15 protein-coding genes and 1 pseudogene are annotated in these 15586 nt (G+C 42.2%); 9 read left to right on the forward strand and 7 right to left on the reverse strand.

Translation table 11 applies throughout. From position 1 onward, the window contains the following. Positions 1-5: 5 nt before the first annotated feature. From ahcY to FY557_RS10145, 3 genes are all read left to right on the forward strand, one after another. Complete coding sequence (gene ahcY, locus FY557_RS10135; protein ID WP_149247141.1) at positions 6-1319, forward strand: adenosylhomocysteinase; 1314 nt, start codon at positions 6-8, stop codon at positions 1317-1319. A 400-nt stretch (positions 1320-1719) separates the two neighbouring features. Continuing rightward, positions 1720-2112, forward strand: a complete 393-nt coding sequence (gene yiaA, locus FY557_RS10140; protein WP_072952793.1) for an inner membrane protein YiaA — start codon at positions 1720-1722, stop codon at positions 2110-2112. A 152-nt stretch (positions 2113-2264) separates the two neighbouring features. Beyond that, positions 2265-3647: a BspA family leucine-rich repeat surface protein gene (locus FY557_RS10145; RefSeq protein WP_149247142.1), complete on the forward strand. Its 1383-nt coding sequence runs from the start codon at positions 2265-2267 to the stop codon at positions 3645-3647. 59 nt (positions 3648-3706) lie between these two features. Here FY557_RS10145 and purE read toward each other — a convergent pair whose 3' ends face one another. After that, the gene (purE, locus tag FY557_RS10150) at positions 3707-4210 is read right to left on the reverse strand and encodes a 5-(carboxyamino)imidazole ribonucleotide mutase (protein ID WP_149247143.1); all 504 of its coding nucleotides are present in this window, start codon (positions 4208-4210) and stop codon (positions 3707-3709) included. Positions 4211-4347: 137 nt separating this feature from the next. Between purE and FY557_RS10155 the strand changes: the two genes are divergently transcribed. The 3 genes from FY557_RS10155 (at position 4348) to FY557_RS10165 (ending at position 8042) form a co-directional block, all read left to right on the forward strand. Beyond that, positions 4348-5259, forward strand: a complete 912-nt coding sequence (locus FY557_RS10155) for a DMT family transporter (RefSeq protein WP_149247144.1) — start codon at positions 4348-4350, stop codon at positions 5257-5259. 85 nt (positions 5260-5344) lie between these two features. Beyond that, on the forward strand, positions 5345-5914 hold the full coding sequence (locus FY557_RS10160) for a hypothetical protein (protein ID WP_149247145.1): 570 nt from the start codon (positions 5345-5347) through the stop codon (positions 5912-5914). A gap of 7 nt (positions 5915-5921) precedes the next feature. Further along, the gene (locus tag FY557_RS10165; protein ID WP_149247146.1) at positions 5922-8042 is read left to right on the forward strand and encodes a cation:proton antiporter; all 2121 of its coding nucleotides are present in this window, start codon (positions 5922-5924) and stop codon (positions 8040-8042) included. Between the two features lie 29 nt (positions 8043-8071). Here the strand turns inward: FY557_RS10165 and FY557_RS10170 are convergent, their stop codons facing one another. Both FY557_RS10170 and FY557_RS10175 read right to left on the reverse strand, forming a co-directional pair. Then, positions 8072-9187, reverse strand: a complete 1116-nt coding sequence (locus FY557_RS10170; RefSeq protein ID WP_149247147.1) for a 5-(carboxyamino)imidazole ribonucleotide synthase — start codon at positions 9185-9187, stop codon at positions 8072-8074. 79 nt (positions 9188-9266) lie between these two features. After that, positions 9267-9818 (reverse strand): DUF1543 domain-containing protein, encoded by a 552-nt coding sequence (locus FY557_RS10175; RefSeq protein WP_149247148.1) that lies wholly within the window; start codon positions 9816-9818, stop codon positions 9267-9269. Positions 9819-9903: 85 nt separating this feature from the next. On the opposite strand from FY557_RS10175, the gene FY557_RS10180 reads away from it, so the two are divergent. Further along, positions 9904-10734, forward strand: a complete 831-nt coding sequence (locus FY557_RS10180) for a sulfite exporter TauE/SafE family protein (RefSeq protein ID WP_149247149.1) — start codon at positions 9904-9906, stop codon at positions 10732-10734. Next, positions 10731-11114: a DUF1634 domain-containing protein gene (locus FY557_RS10185; protein ID WP_149247150.1), complete on the forward strand. Its 384-nt coding sequence runs from the start codon at positions 10731-10733 to the stop codon at positions 11112-11114. The genes FY557_RS10180 and FY557_RS10185 overlap by 4 nt, the downstream gene beginning before the upstream one ends. Here FY557_RS10185 and bla read toward each other — a convergent pair. From bla to FY557_RS10200, 3 genes and pseudogenes are all read right to left on the reverse strand, one after another. Then, positions 11095-11974 (reverse strand): annotated as a pseudogene (bla, locus tag FY557_RS10190) (subclass B3 metallo-beta-lactamase). The gene FY557_RS10185 and the pseudogene bla overlap by 20 nt on opposite strands. Before the next feature lie 26 nt (positions 11975-12000). Then, positions 12001-12378, reverse strand: coding sequence for a VOC family protein (locus tag FY557_RS10195; RefSeq protein ID WP_149247151.1), 378 nt, complete (start codon positions 12376-12378; stop codon positions 12001-12003). Then, the gene (locus FY557_RS10200) at positions 12338-12823 is read right to left on the reverse strand and encodes a nuclear transport factor 2 family protein (protein WP_149247152.1); all 486 of its coding nucleotides are present in this window, start codon (positions 12821-12823) and stop codon (positions 12338-12340) included. The genes FY557_RS10195 and FY557_RS10200 overlap by 41 nt, the downstream gene beginning before the upstream one ends. A gap of 133 nt (positions 12824-12956) precedes the next feature. Here FY557_RS10200 and FY557_RS10205 point away from each other — a divergent pair, with 133 nt between their 5' ends. After that, the gene (locus FY557_RS10205) at positions 12957-14042 is read left to right on the forward strand and encodes an endonuclease/exonuclease/phosphatase family protein (RefSeq protein ID WP_149247153.1); all 1086 of its coding nucleotides are present in this window, start codon (positions 12957-12959) and stop codon (positions 14040-14042) included. A gap of 466 nt (positions 14043-14508) precedes the next feature. On the opposite strand, the gene FY557_RS10210 is transcribed toward FY557_RS10205, so the two are convergent. Further along, positions 14509-15564, reverse strand: a complete 1056-nt coding sequence (locus tag FY557_RS10210; protein WP_149247239.1) for a diphosphomevalonate/mevalonate 3,5-bisphosphate decarboxylase family protein — start codon at positions 15562-15564, stop codon at positions 14509-14511. Between the last annotated feature and the right edge of the window lie 22 nt (positions 15565-15586).

A 15586-nucleotide genomic window follows, 5' to 3' on the forward strand; every position in this document is an offset into this window, starting at 1 on the left:
TACATATGAGTACGACAACACAATACATTCCTTATAAAGTTAAGGATATCGCCCTTGCAGACTGGGGAAGAAAAGAAATTACCCTTGCTGAAGCAGAAATGCCGGGTCTGATGGCTATCCGTGAAGAGTACGGACCGTCTCAGCCACTGAAAGGGGCAAGAATCGCAGGATGTCTTCACATGACGATCCAGACGGCTGTGCTTATCGAGACCCTTGTGGCTTTAGGTGCTGAAGTTACCTGGTCTTCATGTAATATCTTCTCTACCCAGGATCACGCTGCGGCTGCCATCGCTGCTGCAGGAATCCCTGTTTACGCATGGAAAGGTCTTAACGAAGAGGAATTTGACTGGTGTATCGAGCAGACTTTATTCTTCGGTGAAGACAGAAAGCCGTTGAATATGATCCTTGATGACGGCGGAGACTTAACCAATATGGTTTTTGATAAATACCCTGAGCTGACAAAAGATATCAAAGGACTTTCCGAAGAAACCACAACCGGAGTACACCGACTGTATGAAAGAATGAAGAACGGTACTTTGGTAATGCCTGCCATCAACGTAAACGATTCGGTAACCAAGTCTAAATTCGACAACAAATACGGATGTAAGGAATCTGCTGTGGATGCGGTAAGAAGAGCAACAGACGTTATGTTGGCAGGAAAAAGAGTGGTGGTTTGCGGATACGGAGACGTAGGTAAAGGAACGGCCGCTTCTTTCAGAGGTGCAGGTTCTATCGTTACGGTAACTGAAATCGACCCGATCTGTGCACTTCAGGCCGCAATGGACGGTTATGAAGTGAAAAGACTGGATACGGTAGTGGATAACGCCGATATCATCATCACAACGACCGGTAACTTCAACATCGTAAGGGGTGAGCATTTCCTTAAAATGAAAGATAAAGCCATCGTTTGTAACATCGGACATTTCGATAACGAAATCGATATGGCCTGGTTAAACGGAAACTACGGTTCCACAAAATCTGAAGTGAAGCCTCAGGTTGACATCTATACCATTGAAGGAAAAGAAGTGATCATCCTTGCAGAAGGTAGATTGGTAAACCTTGGATGTGCAACGGGTCACCCGTCTTTCGTAATGTCCAACTCTTTCTCCAACCAGACATTGGCGCAGATCGAGCTTTGGAACAATTCTGAAGCATACGGAAACGAAGTATATATGCTGCCTAAGCACCTTGACGAAAAAGTAGCTGCCCTTCACCTTAAGAAATTAAGTGTCGAGCTGGAAACCCTTTCTAAGGAACAAGCCGATTATATCGGAGTAAATGTGGAAGGACCGTTCAAACCTGAATATTACAGATACTAAGAAGCTTCCAGCAAAAATAAAATAAAGACTCTCCATGGATTGGGGAGTTTTTTTATTAGGCATCAATGGTGAATTTTGCTGTGCAGGTGAAAGGTAATTTTTTTCGGAAACAATTGACAAGCAAAGCGGATTCACCATTCACTATAACCTACCCCGTAAAAAATCCCTTTGGAATTTCCGCTACTTCTCCAGAGGTCAAGGATCTATTATTTTACTTTTAATTTATCAGCGACTTTTACAACTTTCATCTGCAGGCTAATGGTGAATCTTGTATGCAAAAAAATAACAAGCGTAGCGGATTAACAATTCGCCTACTTTAGACAATAAAATTTAAAGATCCCAGTTGACGTTCACATTTAATTTAAATTAATATCTTTGGCATCTAACAAAAACATTAAACATGAAAAAGCAAAATGTATCGACCGCGTTTGTCGCGGCATCATGGATCGCTTTAGGAGCTGGAATGATCGGCTTTATTGTAGGACTGGCAAGGGCTGAAATGCAGCTTAATGAAAAAGGGTATTATTTTACCATCCTGCTGTACGGGCTTTTTGCTGTGGTATCGTTGCAGAAAGCAGTGAGGGACCGGCTGGAAAACATTAAAGTAACGGACATTTATTATGGAATATGTTGGTTTGCCACCCTATCTTCTATTGTTTTACTGGCTATAGGCCTGTGGAATGCCACCATTCTTCCAAGCGAAAAAGGATTCTACGGATTCGCCTTCTTACTGGCGCTTTTCGGAGCCATTGCAGTACAGAAAAACACCCGGGACAATATGCTTCAGGAATAAAAAACGAAACTCTCCGCATTGGAGAGTTTTTTATTAGTATTCCCTCCATAAAACAACGGTTTATGTTAAAATCTTTCCTTTAAAACTAGAAAACCATTAATACTTTTGAATATTTCAGTATTTTTATAAAACCTAAATAATAAAATATCGGTATGTACAAAAAACTAATAACACTTCTTTTATTTATTGTATTCTTTCAGATTACGAAAGCTCAAAATGAGTTCATTACCATTTGGAAACCCGGTAATCAAAGTACCAATGTATTTTCAGGAACACCATCTACTGCCAGTCAGATCTGGTTTCCCGGCACAGGAAATAATTTCAGGGTATCCTGGGAAGAGGTAGGATTTCCTGCCCATACCGATACTTTTACCATAAGTTCTATAGATCATTTCCTTATCGATTTCGGAACCCCAGTAAATTCCAATCCCGGCAGCGCAACCTATAAAGTGAAAATAAGCAGCGGTAACGGAAATTTCCAAGCCGTGAAATTCCCGAATTTTGCGTTTATTTCGCCCAGCCTGAAGATCCCGAACATTATCTCTTTCAGTGGCGATGTCAAAAAGATTCTGGAAGTTTCACAATGGGGAAATATTCATTGGAGCAGCATGGAATGGGCATTTTCAGAATGCAGCAATCTGAATGTAACGGCAACCGACATTCCTGACCTGTCATCCGTTAGCAGTATGGCAGCCATGTTCAACAACTGTACTTCTCTTATCGGAAATCCCACCTTCAACCTCTGGAATACATCTTCTGTAAATAATATGAGCCATCTCTTTGCCAACACCGGAAATTTTAATCAGCCGATCGGCAATTGGGATGTCTCAAATGTAACGAATATGGACTGGATGTTTCATTATCTTTCCAAATTCAATCAGCCCATCGGAAACTGGAATACGTCCCAGGTGACAAGCATGGTGCACATGCTTCACATCTGTTCGGAATTCAATCAGGATATTACCGATTGGGATACCTCGAATGTTACGGATACCCGATCTTTGCTTGAAGATGCCGTTCAATTTAATTACAGCCTGGGAAAATGGAATCTCAGCTCTCTTTCCATGGCAGCATCCATGATCGCAAATTCCGGGATCGACTGCTCAAATTACAGCGATACATTGGTCGGATGGGCCAATAACCCTGCGACACCATCCGGAATTAATTTATCCGATGCCACTCCGCTGATTTACAGCTCTCCGGCTTCGGTAACAGCAAGAAATCATCTGATTGCTAATAAAAACTGGATGATTTCCGGAGACAGTTACAGCGGAGAATGTCAAATAATTTTAGGAGTGTCAGATGTTAAAACCAAACAGGACATCGGTATTTATCCGAATCCTGCCACTGATTTGATCTTTGTAAAAAATGCGGATGCTGAAAAGTTTACAATTTTTGATCAAAACGGAAGAATCATTTTGAAGGGCATTCTAAATGAGGGGAAAATCAATATCTCAGATTTGATCTCCGGGAATTACGTATTGCAGCTGAGTTCTGAAAAAAATATCCGGAATTTAAAATTCATCAAAAAATAAAAAATAACCGGGGCTCACGAAATTCGTGAGCCCCGGTTTCTATCATTCAATTAAAAAAATTACTGATCAAAATGGTTAGGATGTTTCGCTTTGATGTCATCAACGGTTCCCAACACTTTATCTTTTAGTGCATCCTGGTATTTCTGAAGATTCTCAGCCACCTGCCCATCTGAGGTTGCGATAATCTTTGCTGCTAAAATCCCTGCATTCAGGGCACCGTTCAGGGCTACAGTGGCTACCGGAATGCCGCCCGGCATCTGAAGGATAGAAAGTACCGAATCCCAGCCGTCGATGGAATTGCTTGATAAAATCGGAACGCCGATTACCGGCAGTGTGGTACAGCTGGCCACCATTCCCGGAAGATGGGCTGCCCCTCCTGCACCGGCTACAATTACTTTTAAACCTCTTTCTTTAGCCGTTTTGGCATAATCGAACATTCTTTCCGGGGTCCGGTGCGCGGAAACCACCGTTAGTTCGTACGGGATATCCAGTGACTTTAAAAAACCGGCTGCCTGTTCCATGATCGGTAAGTCGCTCTGACTTCCCATGATAATTCCTACCATTCTTCAATTTTTATTAGATGTTCAAAGATAAAAAATTAATAAGGTTCTTCCAAAAAGGCGTAAAACTTGTTCTATTCCGAGATCCGGGAAACCGTTGGATATTTTTAATTTGAATATTTTTGCAAAATACCATTGTTTTGAAAGATTACAAACTTACCCTCGCCATCCTTACCGTTGCTGTTGTCTGGGGAACTACTTTCCTCTCTATCCGCGTCGCTGTAGAAACGATACCGGCCTGGTTTGTGGCAGGAATCCGGCAGTTTTTAGCGGCCCTTATCATGCTTATGATTCTCTTATACCGGAGACAGTTCCAGTGGATCGGCTGGAAAAACCTAAGCTATCAGCTTGTATTTGCCTCGTTGATGCTGATTATTGCCAATGGATTAACCACCGTTGCCGAAGAGACCATTACCAGCAGCCTTACGTCATTAATCAGTGCCACTTCCCCCATCATTGTATTTTTGGGAAGTGTTGCCCTGCGGCTGCAAAAATTTACGTTTAAAGCTTTAATAGGAGTGCTGACGTGTTTCAGCGGAATCGCCTTTATTTTCTGGGACGGCATCAGGGACCTGGCCAATCCGGAATACCGGTTCGGGATCTTCCTGCTCTTCTGCGGGATTCTGGGCTGGGCATCGGGAACCATTTTCACTAAGAAAATGAATATCCAAAGCAAAAATATCTCACTGAACCTTTTTTATCAGTTTGCCTTTGCCGGAATCATCCAGATTATTTTCGCTTTTCTGTTTACGGAAAAATATCAGTTTGAAAGCTGGTCTCTGAAAAGTGTAGGCGCCATGCTTTACCTTTCTTTATTCGGTTCGGTCGCCACTTTCTTCGCATATCATTATGCGCTGACGAAAGTCTCTCCTGTACAGGTCTCTATCCTGGCTTATGTAAATACGATTATCTCCATATTTTTAAGCTGGCTAATTCTGAACGAAGAAATTTCTGCCAAATTTATTATTGCGGCAGTACTGATCATTTTAGGGGTATTCATTATTAATTACAACAAGGAGATGTTTAAGAGACAAAGAATTGAACAGCCATAACTTTATTTTATTTAATATTTGTTAAAATAAAACACTTAGGCATTTTCGTATTTTTTCTTATATTGTACATACCAAGTTATTCAATATGATAAAAAACGCTTTATTTGCAACTTTTACCGTTTTATTTCTTTTTATAAGTTGCGACAACAGAAAGAAGGAAAACGACCTTACAATGAGAGAACAGCAGCTGCTGGAAAAAGAAAAGTCATTTGCCCGGAAAGAATCCGAATACCAGTCGCTTTTAAAGATGAGAGACAGTATTTTTGCCACCAGGAAAGATTCTGTAAAGATTAACATCTGGCCGGCACAGGTGGCCGGTTTATGGACCGGAAAAGTGATCTGTACGGAGTCCAACTGCAGCGATTATGTGGTGGGCGACCAGCGTACGGATACCTGGGAATTCGACAGCGATTCCATTCAGCTTTTAACGAAAATTATCAATAATAATAATCTGGTAAGGGTGTATTCCGGAAAGTTTGAAAATAATGAGGTAAAACTTAATTTCAAAACCGATTCCACTTCAAAGAAGCAGGTCACAATGAATGTTCTGCTTAATGATTTTTCCGCCAATAAAATGAGAGGTACCAGAACCATTACTGCAGACAACAACTGTATGGCGAAATTCTCTGTAGAATTAGTCCGTTCCACCAAATAAGCGCATCATGAACTTACTGAGCATACACAACCTGAGTCTTCCGATCGAAGACCCAGTCCTGAAATTCCTGCTGGTTTTAATTATTATTCTTGCGGCACCGCTGCTTTTGAATAAAATTAAAGTCCCGCATCTGCTGGGATTGATTATTGCCGGCGCCATAATCGGCCCGAACGGTTTTAATGTACTGGCCCGGGACAGCAGTATCGTGGTTACCGGGACTACCGGGCTTCTTTACATCATGTTCCTGGCAGGACTGGAAATCGATATGGGCGATTTCAAAAAAAACAAATGGAAAAGCCTTACCTTCGGTATTTATACCTTTACAGTGCCTTTTGTATTAGGTTATTTCGGAGCGTATTACATCCTGCATTTTTCCGTGCTTACTTCCGTGCTTTTTGCGAGTTTGTTTTCATCGCACACTTTGATTGCTTACCCTTTGGTCAGTAAACTTGGGATTGCCAAAAATTCCGCAGTTAATATTACCGTTGGCGGAACTATGATTACAGATATTCTCGCATTATTGGTGCTGGCTGTGATTGTAGGCATGTCGCAGGGAGACGTCGGCACGGAATTCTGGGTAAAGCTTTCGGTTTCATTTGTTATTTTCGGACTGATTGTTCTGCTGGTTTTTCCAATTATCGGCCGCTGGTTTTTCAAAAAGGTGGACGATAAAATTTCACAGTACATTTTTGTCCTGGTGATGATTTACCTGGCTGCCTTATTGGCAGAACTGGCCGGTGTAGAAGCCATTATCGGAGCTTTCTTTGCCGGACTCGCCCTGAACAGGCTGATCCCGCATACCTCATCGCTGATGAACCGCGTGGAATTCGTTGGAAATGCGATCTTCATTCCTTTCTTCCTGATCAGCGTTGGGATGCTGATTGACTTTAAAGCCTTTTTCAAAAGCTGGGAAACCCTGGAAGTAGCAGGGATTATGCTCGTGGCTTCCATCGGCGGGAAATACCTTTCGGCAGTTGCCACTCAAAAAACCTTCCGACTGACGAAAGAAGAGGGCAAGCTGATTTTCGGCCTGAGTTCGGCTTCCGCTGCAGCGACTCTGGCTTCGGTAATGGTCGGCTACAACATCATCCTTTCCGAAACGGAAACCGGGGAACCGATCCGGCTGTTAAACGAACATGTTCTGAACGGAAGTATTTTACTGATTCTGATTTCCTGTACGATTTCTTCATTCGTATCAATGGCCAGCGCCCAGAAGATTGCAGAACAGGACAATGAGGATACGGTATCCGGCAACAGCCATGAAGAGGAAAATATCCTCTTGGCCGTTAATTATGAAACAACGGTCGAACGCATGGTGAACCTGGGAATTCTGATAAAAGCGCATTCCAATACGGAAGATCTGTACGCTTTAAATATCATTAATGAAGATAAAAACGAATCTTCGGTAAAAAATGCCGAAAAGCTGCTGCACACCGCTACCGATGCCGCTGCCGCCGCTGATGTAAAGATCCAGTCACTGAAGAGATACGACAACGACGTAATCAATGGGGTAAACAATGTGATTAAAGAACAGAAGATTACCGACCTGATTATTGCCGTTAATGATGAGAAAGGATTCTCCCCTTCTTTTGTATATAACCTCTACAACGGATACCTGCAGAACGAAGATGTGAATGTGCTCGTGTATCATGCCGCACAGCCTTTATCCACCATAAAAAGGTATGCCGTTATGATTCCTGAAAAAGCCCATCTGGAAGCCGGATTTTTCCATGCCCTGCTGAGGGTCTGGAACATTGCCCGAAATTCCGGAGCCACATTGGTTTTTTATGCTTCGGAAAAGATCCTGGATATTCTTCAGAAAATCATTAAAAAAGCCAATATCGAAGCAGAATTTATCATCATGAATGCGTGGAAAGACGGTGAAGAGACAGCCTCGCAGCTAAAGGATGACGAAGCCCTGATCCTGTTTATGGCCAAACGGGGCATGCCTTCCTATATTCCTAGGATGAGACTGATTCCCGAGCTCCTGAACAGGAGCCTGGCAGATAAAAATTACCTTTTGATTTTCCCATATTCCGAATCCGAAAGCAGTGCTGAAAAAAGATCCGTCGGAAACCACGACGACTTTATGGAAATCGGAAACGTAATTAAGAAGATCTTTAAATAGCGGCTACGTTAATAGGGCTCAAAGCCCTATTAACGTTTAGCAATTACCCTTACCATGCCTTTTACCATCACGAGCTTTTCCATCAGCTCTTCCCTGGATTCCGCAAGGACATTGATGTGGCCCATTTTCCTTCCGGGCTTGGTTTCCGTTTTCCCATACAGGTGGATATAGGTTTCCGGCAGCTTCAGGACTTCTTCCATGCCTTCGTAAACCACTTTCCCGGAATAGCCTTCTGCTCCTACAAGGTTCAGCATCCCGCTGTAGATAATCGCATCCGTATCTGCCAATGGTAAATTCTTCACCACGCGGTACATTTGCTCAAACTGGGAGTTGGCATTTCCTTCCTGGCTCTGATGACCCGAATTGTGAAGCCTTGGGGCGGTTTCATTTACCCAGACCTTTCCTTCTTTATCCAGAAACAGTTCGATGGCAAAAAGCCCCGGCGACTGGATAGCATTCAGGAACTTTTCGGTAATGGCATCGATCTGTGCCTCGATATCTTCCGAAAGGAGAACCGGACAGATGTTGAAATCCAAAAGGTTCAGCTTGGGGTCAGCGACCATTTCTGTTACCGGGAAAGTCCTGGTTTCGCCGTTTTCATTTCTGGCTACGATAACGGAGAGTTCTTTATCGATATCCACAAGCTTTTCAATCACCGAATCTTCCACCCAAAGATTTTTCATGTCCTCTGCCGTGCGGATTACCTGCACCCCTTTTCCGTCATATCCTCCGGTGTTCATTTTCTGCACAAAAGGCAAAGGCATGTTGATCTCGTCAGAACTTCCGTCCATCACTTCAAACTCCGGACTTGGAATATCGTGGGCTTTATAGAATTGTTTCTGAAGGATTTTCTGTTGGATCGTTTTAATGATATTGGAATTCGGCACCACTTTTATACCCTGATTTTCCAGTTTGGCCAGCGCATCGGCATTAACGTGCTCGATTTCAATGGTCACCACATCTTTATCTTTCCCGAAAGCAAGAACAGTTTCATAATCATTGAAACTGCCTTTGGTGAAATAAGAAATATTGTGGCAGGGTGCATCGGAAGCCGGGTCCAGGGTATAAAATTCATCGTCGTATTTCAAAGCTTCCTGGATCAGCATTCTTCCAAGCTGTCCGCCTCCTAAAATTCCAATTTTCATTTTTACTTATTTATTTCTGTTAGATTTAATTTAATATGGTTACAAAAGCTTTCGTCTTTTCATTCAGCGCTCTTTTTAACTACTTAATTTTGTCGATTTTTAAATATCCCAGGCTCACAAAATTCTCCTGATTCTCCGCTTCGGATTTCACCAGGGAAATGGCATACCTCTGCTTCATTTTGGAAGGCAGGATTTCTTTTACCGGGAAAATATCGTCGATGTCCACCCCGAGCTTTTCATCGATATGGCTGGTGGCTCCTTTAAAGCCCATGGTTTTATAAAACTCCGTAGACTTTGCTTTTTTTACGGCATCACTCATGGAATTTCCTACCACCAGATGCTGCTCATGGAATTCCTCAAAGTGACCTCTTTTATATCCTCCGAGATTAATGAAATACAGCTGTTCTTCGGAAGTCGCTTCTCCCCTTTCCACAATCTGCACTTCATAACCGTCCACAAACTTTACTTCCTGATAGCAGTCGATATGGATTTTCCCTTTGGCTTCTTTCCAGAAAGCTTTCATATCTTCCACCAGGTCTTTCAGGCTTTCCGCAATCCCAAAGAATACATCGTGCTGCTCTATATTCCTGCCGGGCGGCGTGGCTCCCAGAATGACATAAAATAGTTTCATAAAAAATTTTGTTTGTGCAAAAATACATCAAATTTATCTTTTTTAAACGTTTGGCAGACTGTTACAATAGTTTTATATTTGTACCATGTCAGAAATCATCATTCTCTTCCTTGGAGCAATTTCGGCAGGACTTCTGGGTTCACTGACCGGTTTGGGAGGAGGCGTTATTATTATTCCTTTATTGACGCTGGGCTTCGGTGTTCCAATGCATTACGCCATCGGCGCTTCTCTTATTTCCGTAATCGGGACTTCTTCCGGGGCAGCCGTTGCTTTTGTTAAGGAAGGGTTTACCAACATGAGGATCGGGATGTTTCTGGAAATTGCCACCACCGCAGGAGCTATCGTGGGTGCCTTGGTTTCCGGAATGCTGAATCCGAATACGATCGGGATTATTTTCGCCAGCATCCTTCTTCTGACGGTTATTTTAAATTTAAAGGGGAAGCCGGATCATCAGGAACCCGTTATTAAGGGAAGCCTGGAAGAAAAGCTTAAATTATACGGAACGTTCCCGGATAAAGGCATCTTAAAAAGCTATTCGGCAAGAAATACCGTTCCCGGATTTTTCATGATGATGTTCGCGGGCGCCATGTCCGGATTATTGGGAATCGGTTCGGGAGCTCTGAAAGTATTGGCTATGGACAATATGATGAGACTGCCGTTCAAGGTTTCGACAACCACCAGTAATTTCATGATCGGGGTAACGGCTGTGGCCAGTTCGCTGATTTATTTCCAGCGAGGTGAAATTATTCCCGTTATTGTAGCGCCGGTTTTGGTAGGCGTCGTGGTGGGAAGTTTTATCGGCTCCAAAACGCTGATGGTTTCCAAAACAAAGAAACTGAAAACTTTCTTCGCCATTGTGATTACAATTCTTTCAGTATATATGATGTATAACGGAATAAGAAGCAACTTCTCATGAGAAAGAATTTTACGGATACGGATCTTAACCGTTCGGTAGGCAATCTCCTCCGTCTGGGCGTTATTTTATCGGTGATCACTTCACTCGTCGGTTTTGTAAAGCTTTTTACGGAAGGCTTCCAGATGCCGAAAAAATACAGGCTTCTTGATATGGGCGAGTCTTCTGAGAAAGTATGGGGCCATTTCTGGAACACGCTCTGTAAAGGCGAAGGCATGGCCATTATCCAGCTGGGAATTCTTTTGCTGATCTTTACGCCTTTAATGAGGATTATTTTTGCTCTGATCGGTTACTTAAAGGAAAAGGATTACGTGTATGTCGTTATTTCTTCAATTGTCCTGGCGATTATGGCGATCAGTTTCTTCACCGGGTACGCCCACTAGCCTGATCTTCTGATTTCTTCCCGAGGTATTCTTTTTCAAGTTCTTTTAACTCGTCAAAGTAATCCTTTTTGTTCATAAAAACTTCCGGATGATAAGGATCTTCCGGATGGTGTTTTTCATGAAGACCGAACTGACCGGCGTGGGCAGCAACCCAAAGATCAAAATCCAGCTTTTTCATTTCGCGGAGCGTATATGCATAATCTTTTGCAATGTCCGGATAGGAGGAAACATCAGAAAATTTATGGTCAATAATAATGCTCGGCATATTGGCAATAAGAACCTTATAGCTTCTGTTCCGGTCTTTTGTTTCAAAAAGATAGCTGCATGACCCTTTGGTATGGCCGGGATGGTGAAGCATCATCAGCTTTGTATTTCCGAGAGTCACCAAACTTTTATCTTTTAAAATAATCAGGATTTACCGGCTTGAAAGAGATCCCGTACTTCCCCATTTCATAATCCGATTTACCTCCGCTTTTCAGCACTTCTGCATCTGCCGCATCCACATACAGCTTGGCACCTGTTTCTTTCTTAACATCTGCCATTGCGCCTAAATGATCATAATGTGCCTGATTAAGCAAAAGGATTTTAATGTCGTTGTATTTAAAGCCCAGCTTTTTAATATTATTTTTAATGATCGGAAGCGAATCGGCAAGACCGGTATTGATCAGGATATTTCCTTTATCGGTAACGATCAGATAAGATGCAAGATCATACGTTCCCACATAATACAGGTTCCCGGCAATTCTGAACGGTTTATAGGGCTGCGACCATTCTTTAGGATGGTTTTTCGGTTCATGAACATCCTTGGCATTCAAGTGGCTGATCATTGCAAGAGCAAATAATATGGCGTACTTTTTCATTCGTAAAGCTGTTTTTATTTTAATTCTTACATTTCATAAAATTCTAACGGCAGACCGTCGGGATCCTGCGTAAAGAAAAATTCCTTTCCGGTAAATTCATCAATCCTGATCTCCTCACAGGTTAATCCTTTCTGTATCAGTTCTTCTCTTTTGTCCTGAACATTTTCGACCGAGAATGCAAGATGCCTCAACCCGCAGGCTTCCGGTCTTGATGATCTTTCAGGAGGATCGGGAAAAGAAAAAAGTTCGATTACGTAATGTTCTCCGATCGCAAGATCAAGCTTGTACGAGCGTCTTTCTTCACGATAAACTTCGCGTATGATGTTCAGCCCCAATATTTCGGTATAAAACTTTTTGGAAACTTTATAGTCTGAGCATATAATGGCAATATGGTGGATTTTCATGTGAATTTTGTTTTATTTCCGCGCATCGGTCTTTTCTGCGGGTGTCGATCAAATACTGTATTTTCCATTCCCCGTTCTGCTTTACCAACTGAAAACTGTTGGCACCACAATGAGAAAACTTTCCTTTAAAGTAAAAAGCATAAGGTGTAAAAACACTGGCCAGATCTCCATCCTGATGAATGGCTTCAATAGTAATTCTTTCGTCCAGTGCCTCTTTTTCCATTTTTGAAACAGAAGCGATAAAATTATTAATATTTTCAGTTTTCACACCGTCTTGGGTAATGGTCTGAAGAATGGCTGTGTCAGAGAATGCCGACTTTAAAAGTTCAGCGTCGGCATTTTTCATCCCTGAAAAAAGATTTCGGATCGGCTTTTCGATTTCCCTGTTCTGCTGGCCGAAGCAAAAGTTTCCGAACAACAGGATAACCGCACATGTTCTCTTCATGAGATTATTGATTTGTGGTCTGATAAAAATACTGAATTAATCGGTAGATTTTTATTTAATTCATAAATTTAAAACACCAATCGGTTTGAAAATTTAGAAATTTGAATTAAATTTATCCGTTGATTAAAAAAATATGTGGATCCTTTACCTGAGTCTGACCGTTTTATTACTAATTTTAACCTTATTACCCAAAATCCAGCATTCGCACTGGGTTTTCCATATCCCGGAGTTCGGTAAGATACAGATTACTTTTTTCACGCTTTTTACGATAATCCTGGGATTTTTTATCGGCTCTTCCGAATATTTATGGTACTGCCAGGGGCTTTTGGTGCTGATCTTTATCCACCACAGCGTTATTTTAATAAAATATACCCCGCTGTACCCCGTTAAAAAATTCACTCAGAAATATCAGTCTTCGGACAAGATCCATTTTATTTCCGCCAATGTTTATCAGTTTAACAGAGAATACGACCGCTTCGTTCAGCTGATTGAAAAATACCGTCCCCAAATGTTCCTTACTATGGAAAGCAACGGAGACTGGGAACAGGCTTTGCGGAAACTGGAAAAAGATTATCCGTACCAGCATAAAGTAACGCTGGAAAACACCTATGGAATGCATTTCTATTCGAAAATCAAAATGGAAGAATCGCGGACGCATTATTTTGTAGCCGATGATATCCCCAGTATTGAAGCACATCTGAAAACGGAAGACGGCTATTCGTTTGTGTTTTTCGGTGTTCATCCGCCGCCGCCTAGCCCGACCGAAGAAGAAACCTCCAAAGAAAGGGACGGTGACCTGCTGAGCACGGCCAAAAGGGTGATCGAAATTAATAAGCCTGTAATTGTGGTCGGCGACTTCAATAATGTGGCCTGGTCCAAATCCTCCATCCTGTTCAGGAAAACCAGCCACCTGATCGATCCGCGGATCGGCCGCTCTTTTGTATCGACTTTCCATGCCAAATACAAGCTCCTGCGGTTTCCTATCGACCTGATGTTCCACAGCGAAGAAATTTTTATCGAAGACCTGAAAACCCTTGAAAACTTCGGCTCCGACCACCTTCCCGTATATTGTGAATTCTTTATCGACCACGAACAGGAAATTAAACAGGAAGAAAAAATTGATTACGCAACCGAAGAAGAAAAAGCCGAAGCCGAAGAAATGATTGAAGAAGGGAAAAAGGAAGATGGGAAGAGGGACGCTGTAGTGACGGAAGGATAAAAGCGGATTTTCTGAGCTTTAGCGAATAATACCTGAATTTCTCATACTTTTAATCTTTACTGGTTTATAGGCTTATATCATTCCGTAGGAATCTAAACATAGTATTAGAGAACTCATGGAAAGATCGTGTCTGGATTCCTACGGAATGACAACTTCTGTATATTTTTGTCTATACGTTTTATTTGTCATTCCGCAGGAATCTAAACATAGTATTAGAGAACTCATGGAAAGGTTCGCGTCTGGATTCTTACGGAATGACAACTCCTGGATATTTTTGTCTATACGTTTTATTTGTCATTCCCTAGGAATCTAAACATAGTATTAGAGAACTCATGGGAAGATCATGTCTGGATTCCTGCGGAATGACAACTCCTGGATATTTTTATACATTTCAATAGTCATTCATAGCAAACAAAAGCCTTCCCGGTTATGAGAAGGCTGTATCTTTTTAGAATGTTTCTTAAATTTAAAACTGCATCACATCCTTCACCACCCCGTTGTTTTGGGTATGCTGCAGCAATTCGGTTTCGATAAAGGATTTGATAGTTTCTTCGGAGCCGTCGTTCGGAAATAAAAGATGGACATTGGCCCCCGCATCCAGTGTAAAGAACAAATGCAATCCTGTTTCTCTCCTGAAATCCCAGATTTTATTGATGACGGCCAGGGTTCCTGTTTTCATCAGGATAAAGGCAGGGTCACTCATCATCATCATGGCATGCAGCGTCAATGCTTCGTGTTCCACAAGCCTGATGAATTTTTCCATATTGCCTGCTGCCAGAATTTCTTTCATCGGGCCGAAATTTTCCCGGGCTTCCTGGAACCGTCGGTCTGCATACGGATTGGTATTCATTAATCCGTGCCCCACGGTAGAAGAAACGCTTTTCTGGCCTTCATGAATCAATAAAACCCAATCGTTGAAATTTTTAAACACCTCATGGATTTCATCTTCAGGATACGGAACGGCAAAAAGGTCAGAACTGCCTTTCACCTGGGAAGCTCCCCAAACGACCAGTCCGTTATATAAGCTTCTGCAGGCACTTCCGCTTCCCAGTCTAGCCAGAAAAGAAGCTTTTTTCAAAGATTCCTCATCGGAAGTTTTTCCTGAAAATGTTTCATCCAGATTCATCAGGCATTTGGCAATCGCCCCGAAACCAGAAGCTGAACTGGCTATTCCCGAACTGTGCGGAAAGGTATTCTCCGTTTTAATGATGTATTTCCCCTGTAAAATCCAGGGAAGATACTGTTCTATATTCCTGAAGTATTTCTCTATTTTCTCCGCAAATTTCACCTCCTCATTCCCGGCTAAAAAAGTCTGGACGGAAAAAGGCTCATTCGCCAGGAACTCTATTGTGGTAATGGTTTTACAATGGTTCAGGGTATAGCTGATGCTCGGATTTGCCGGGATCTGATTGTCGTATTTTCCCCAGTATTTGATCAGGGCAATATTTGACGGGCAGCTTTCGGAAACCGTCTGATCATAAGTCGTAAATTCTTTTTTTCCTAAAAATTCCTGTGGTGTCATCATCGTGATGGAATATTTTTTA

Origin of the sequence: Chryseobacterium sp. SN22, from assembly GCF_008329705.1 — a bacterium.
Classification (GTDB): domain Bacteria; phylum Bacteroidota; class Bacteroidia; order Flavobacteriales; family Weeksellaceae; genus Chryseobacterium.

Bases quoted from the DNA above. Each gene is read 5' to 3' on its own strand.
- ahcY (WP_149247141.1), top strand. From the start codon at position 6: ATGAGTACGACAACACAATACATTCCTTATAAAGTTAAGGATATCGCC.
- yiaA (WP_072952793.1), top strand. From the start codon at position 1,720: ATGAAAAAGCAAAATGTATCGACCGCGTTTGTCGCGGCATCATGGATC.
- FY557_RS10145 (WP_149247142.1), top strand. From the start codon at position 2,265: ATGTACAAAAAACTAATAACACTTCTTTTATTTATTGTATTCTTTCAG.
- purE (WP_149247143.1), bottom strand. From the start codon at position 4,210: ATGGTAGGAATTATCATGGGAAGTCAGAGCGACTTACCGATCATGGAA.
- FY557_RS10160 (WP_149247145.1), top strand. From the start codon at position 5,345: ATGATAAAAAACGCTTTATTTGCAACTTTTACCGTTTTATTTCTTTTT.
- FY557_RS10165 (WP_149247146.1), top strand. From the start codon at position 5,922: ATGAACTTACTGAGCATACACAACCTGAGTCTTCCGATCGAAGACCCA.
- FY557_RS10170 (WP_149247147.1), bottom strand. From the start codon at position 9,187: ATGAAAATTGGAATTTTAGGAGGCGGACAGCTTGGAAGAATGCTGATC.
- FY557_RS10175 (WP_149247148.1), bottom strand. From the start codon at position 9,818: ATGAAACTATTTTATGTCATTCTGGGAGCCACGCCGCCCGGCAGGAAT.
- FY557_RS10180 (WP_149247149.1), top strand. From the start codon at position 9,904: ATGTCAGAAATCATCATTCTCTTCCTTGGAGCAATTTCGGCAGGACTT.
- FY557_RS10185 (WP_149247150.1), top strand. From the start codon at position 10,731: ATGAGAAAGAATTTTACGGATACGGATCTTAACCGTTCGGTAGGCAAT.
- FY557_RS10195 (WP_149247151.1), bottom strand. From the start codon at position 12,378: ATGAAAATCCACCATATTGCCATTATATGCTCAGACTATAAAGTTTCC.
- FY557_RS10200 (WP_149247152.1), bottom strand. From the start codon at position 12,823: ATGAAGAGAACATGTGCGGTTATCCTGTTGTTCGGAAACTTTTGCTTC.
- FY557_RS10205 (WP_149247153.1), top strand. From the start codon at position 12,957: ATGTGGATCCTTTACCTGAGTCTGACCGTTTTATTACTAATTTTAACC.
- FY557_RS10210 (WP_149247239.1), bottom strand. From the start codon at position 15,564: ATGACACCACAGGAATTTTTAGGAAAAAAAGAATTTACGACTTATGAT.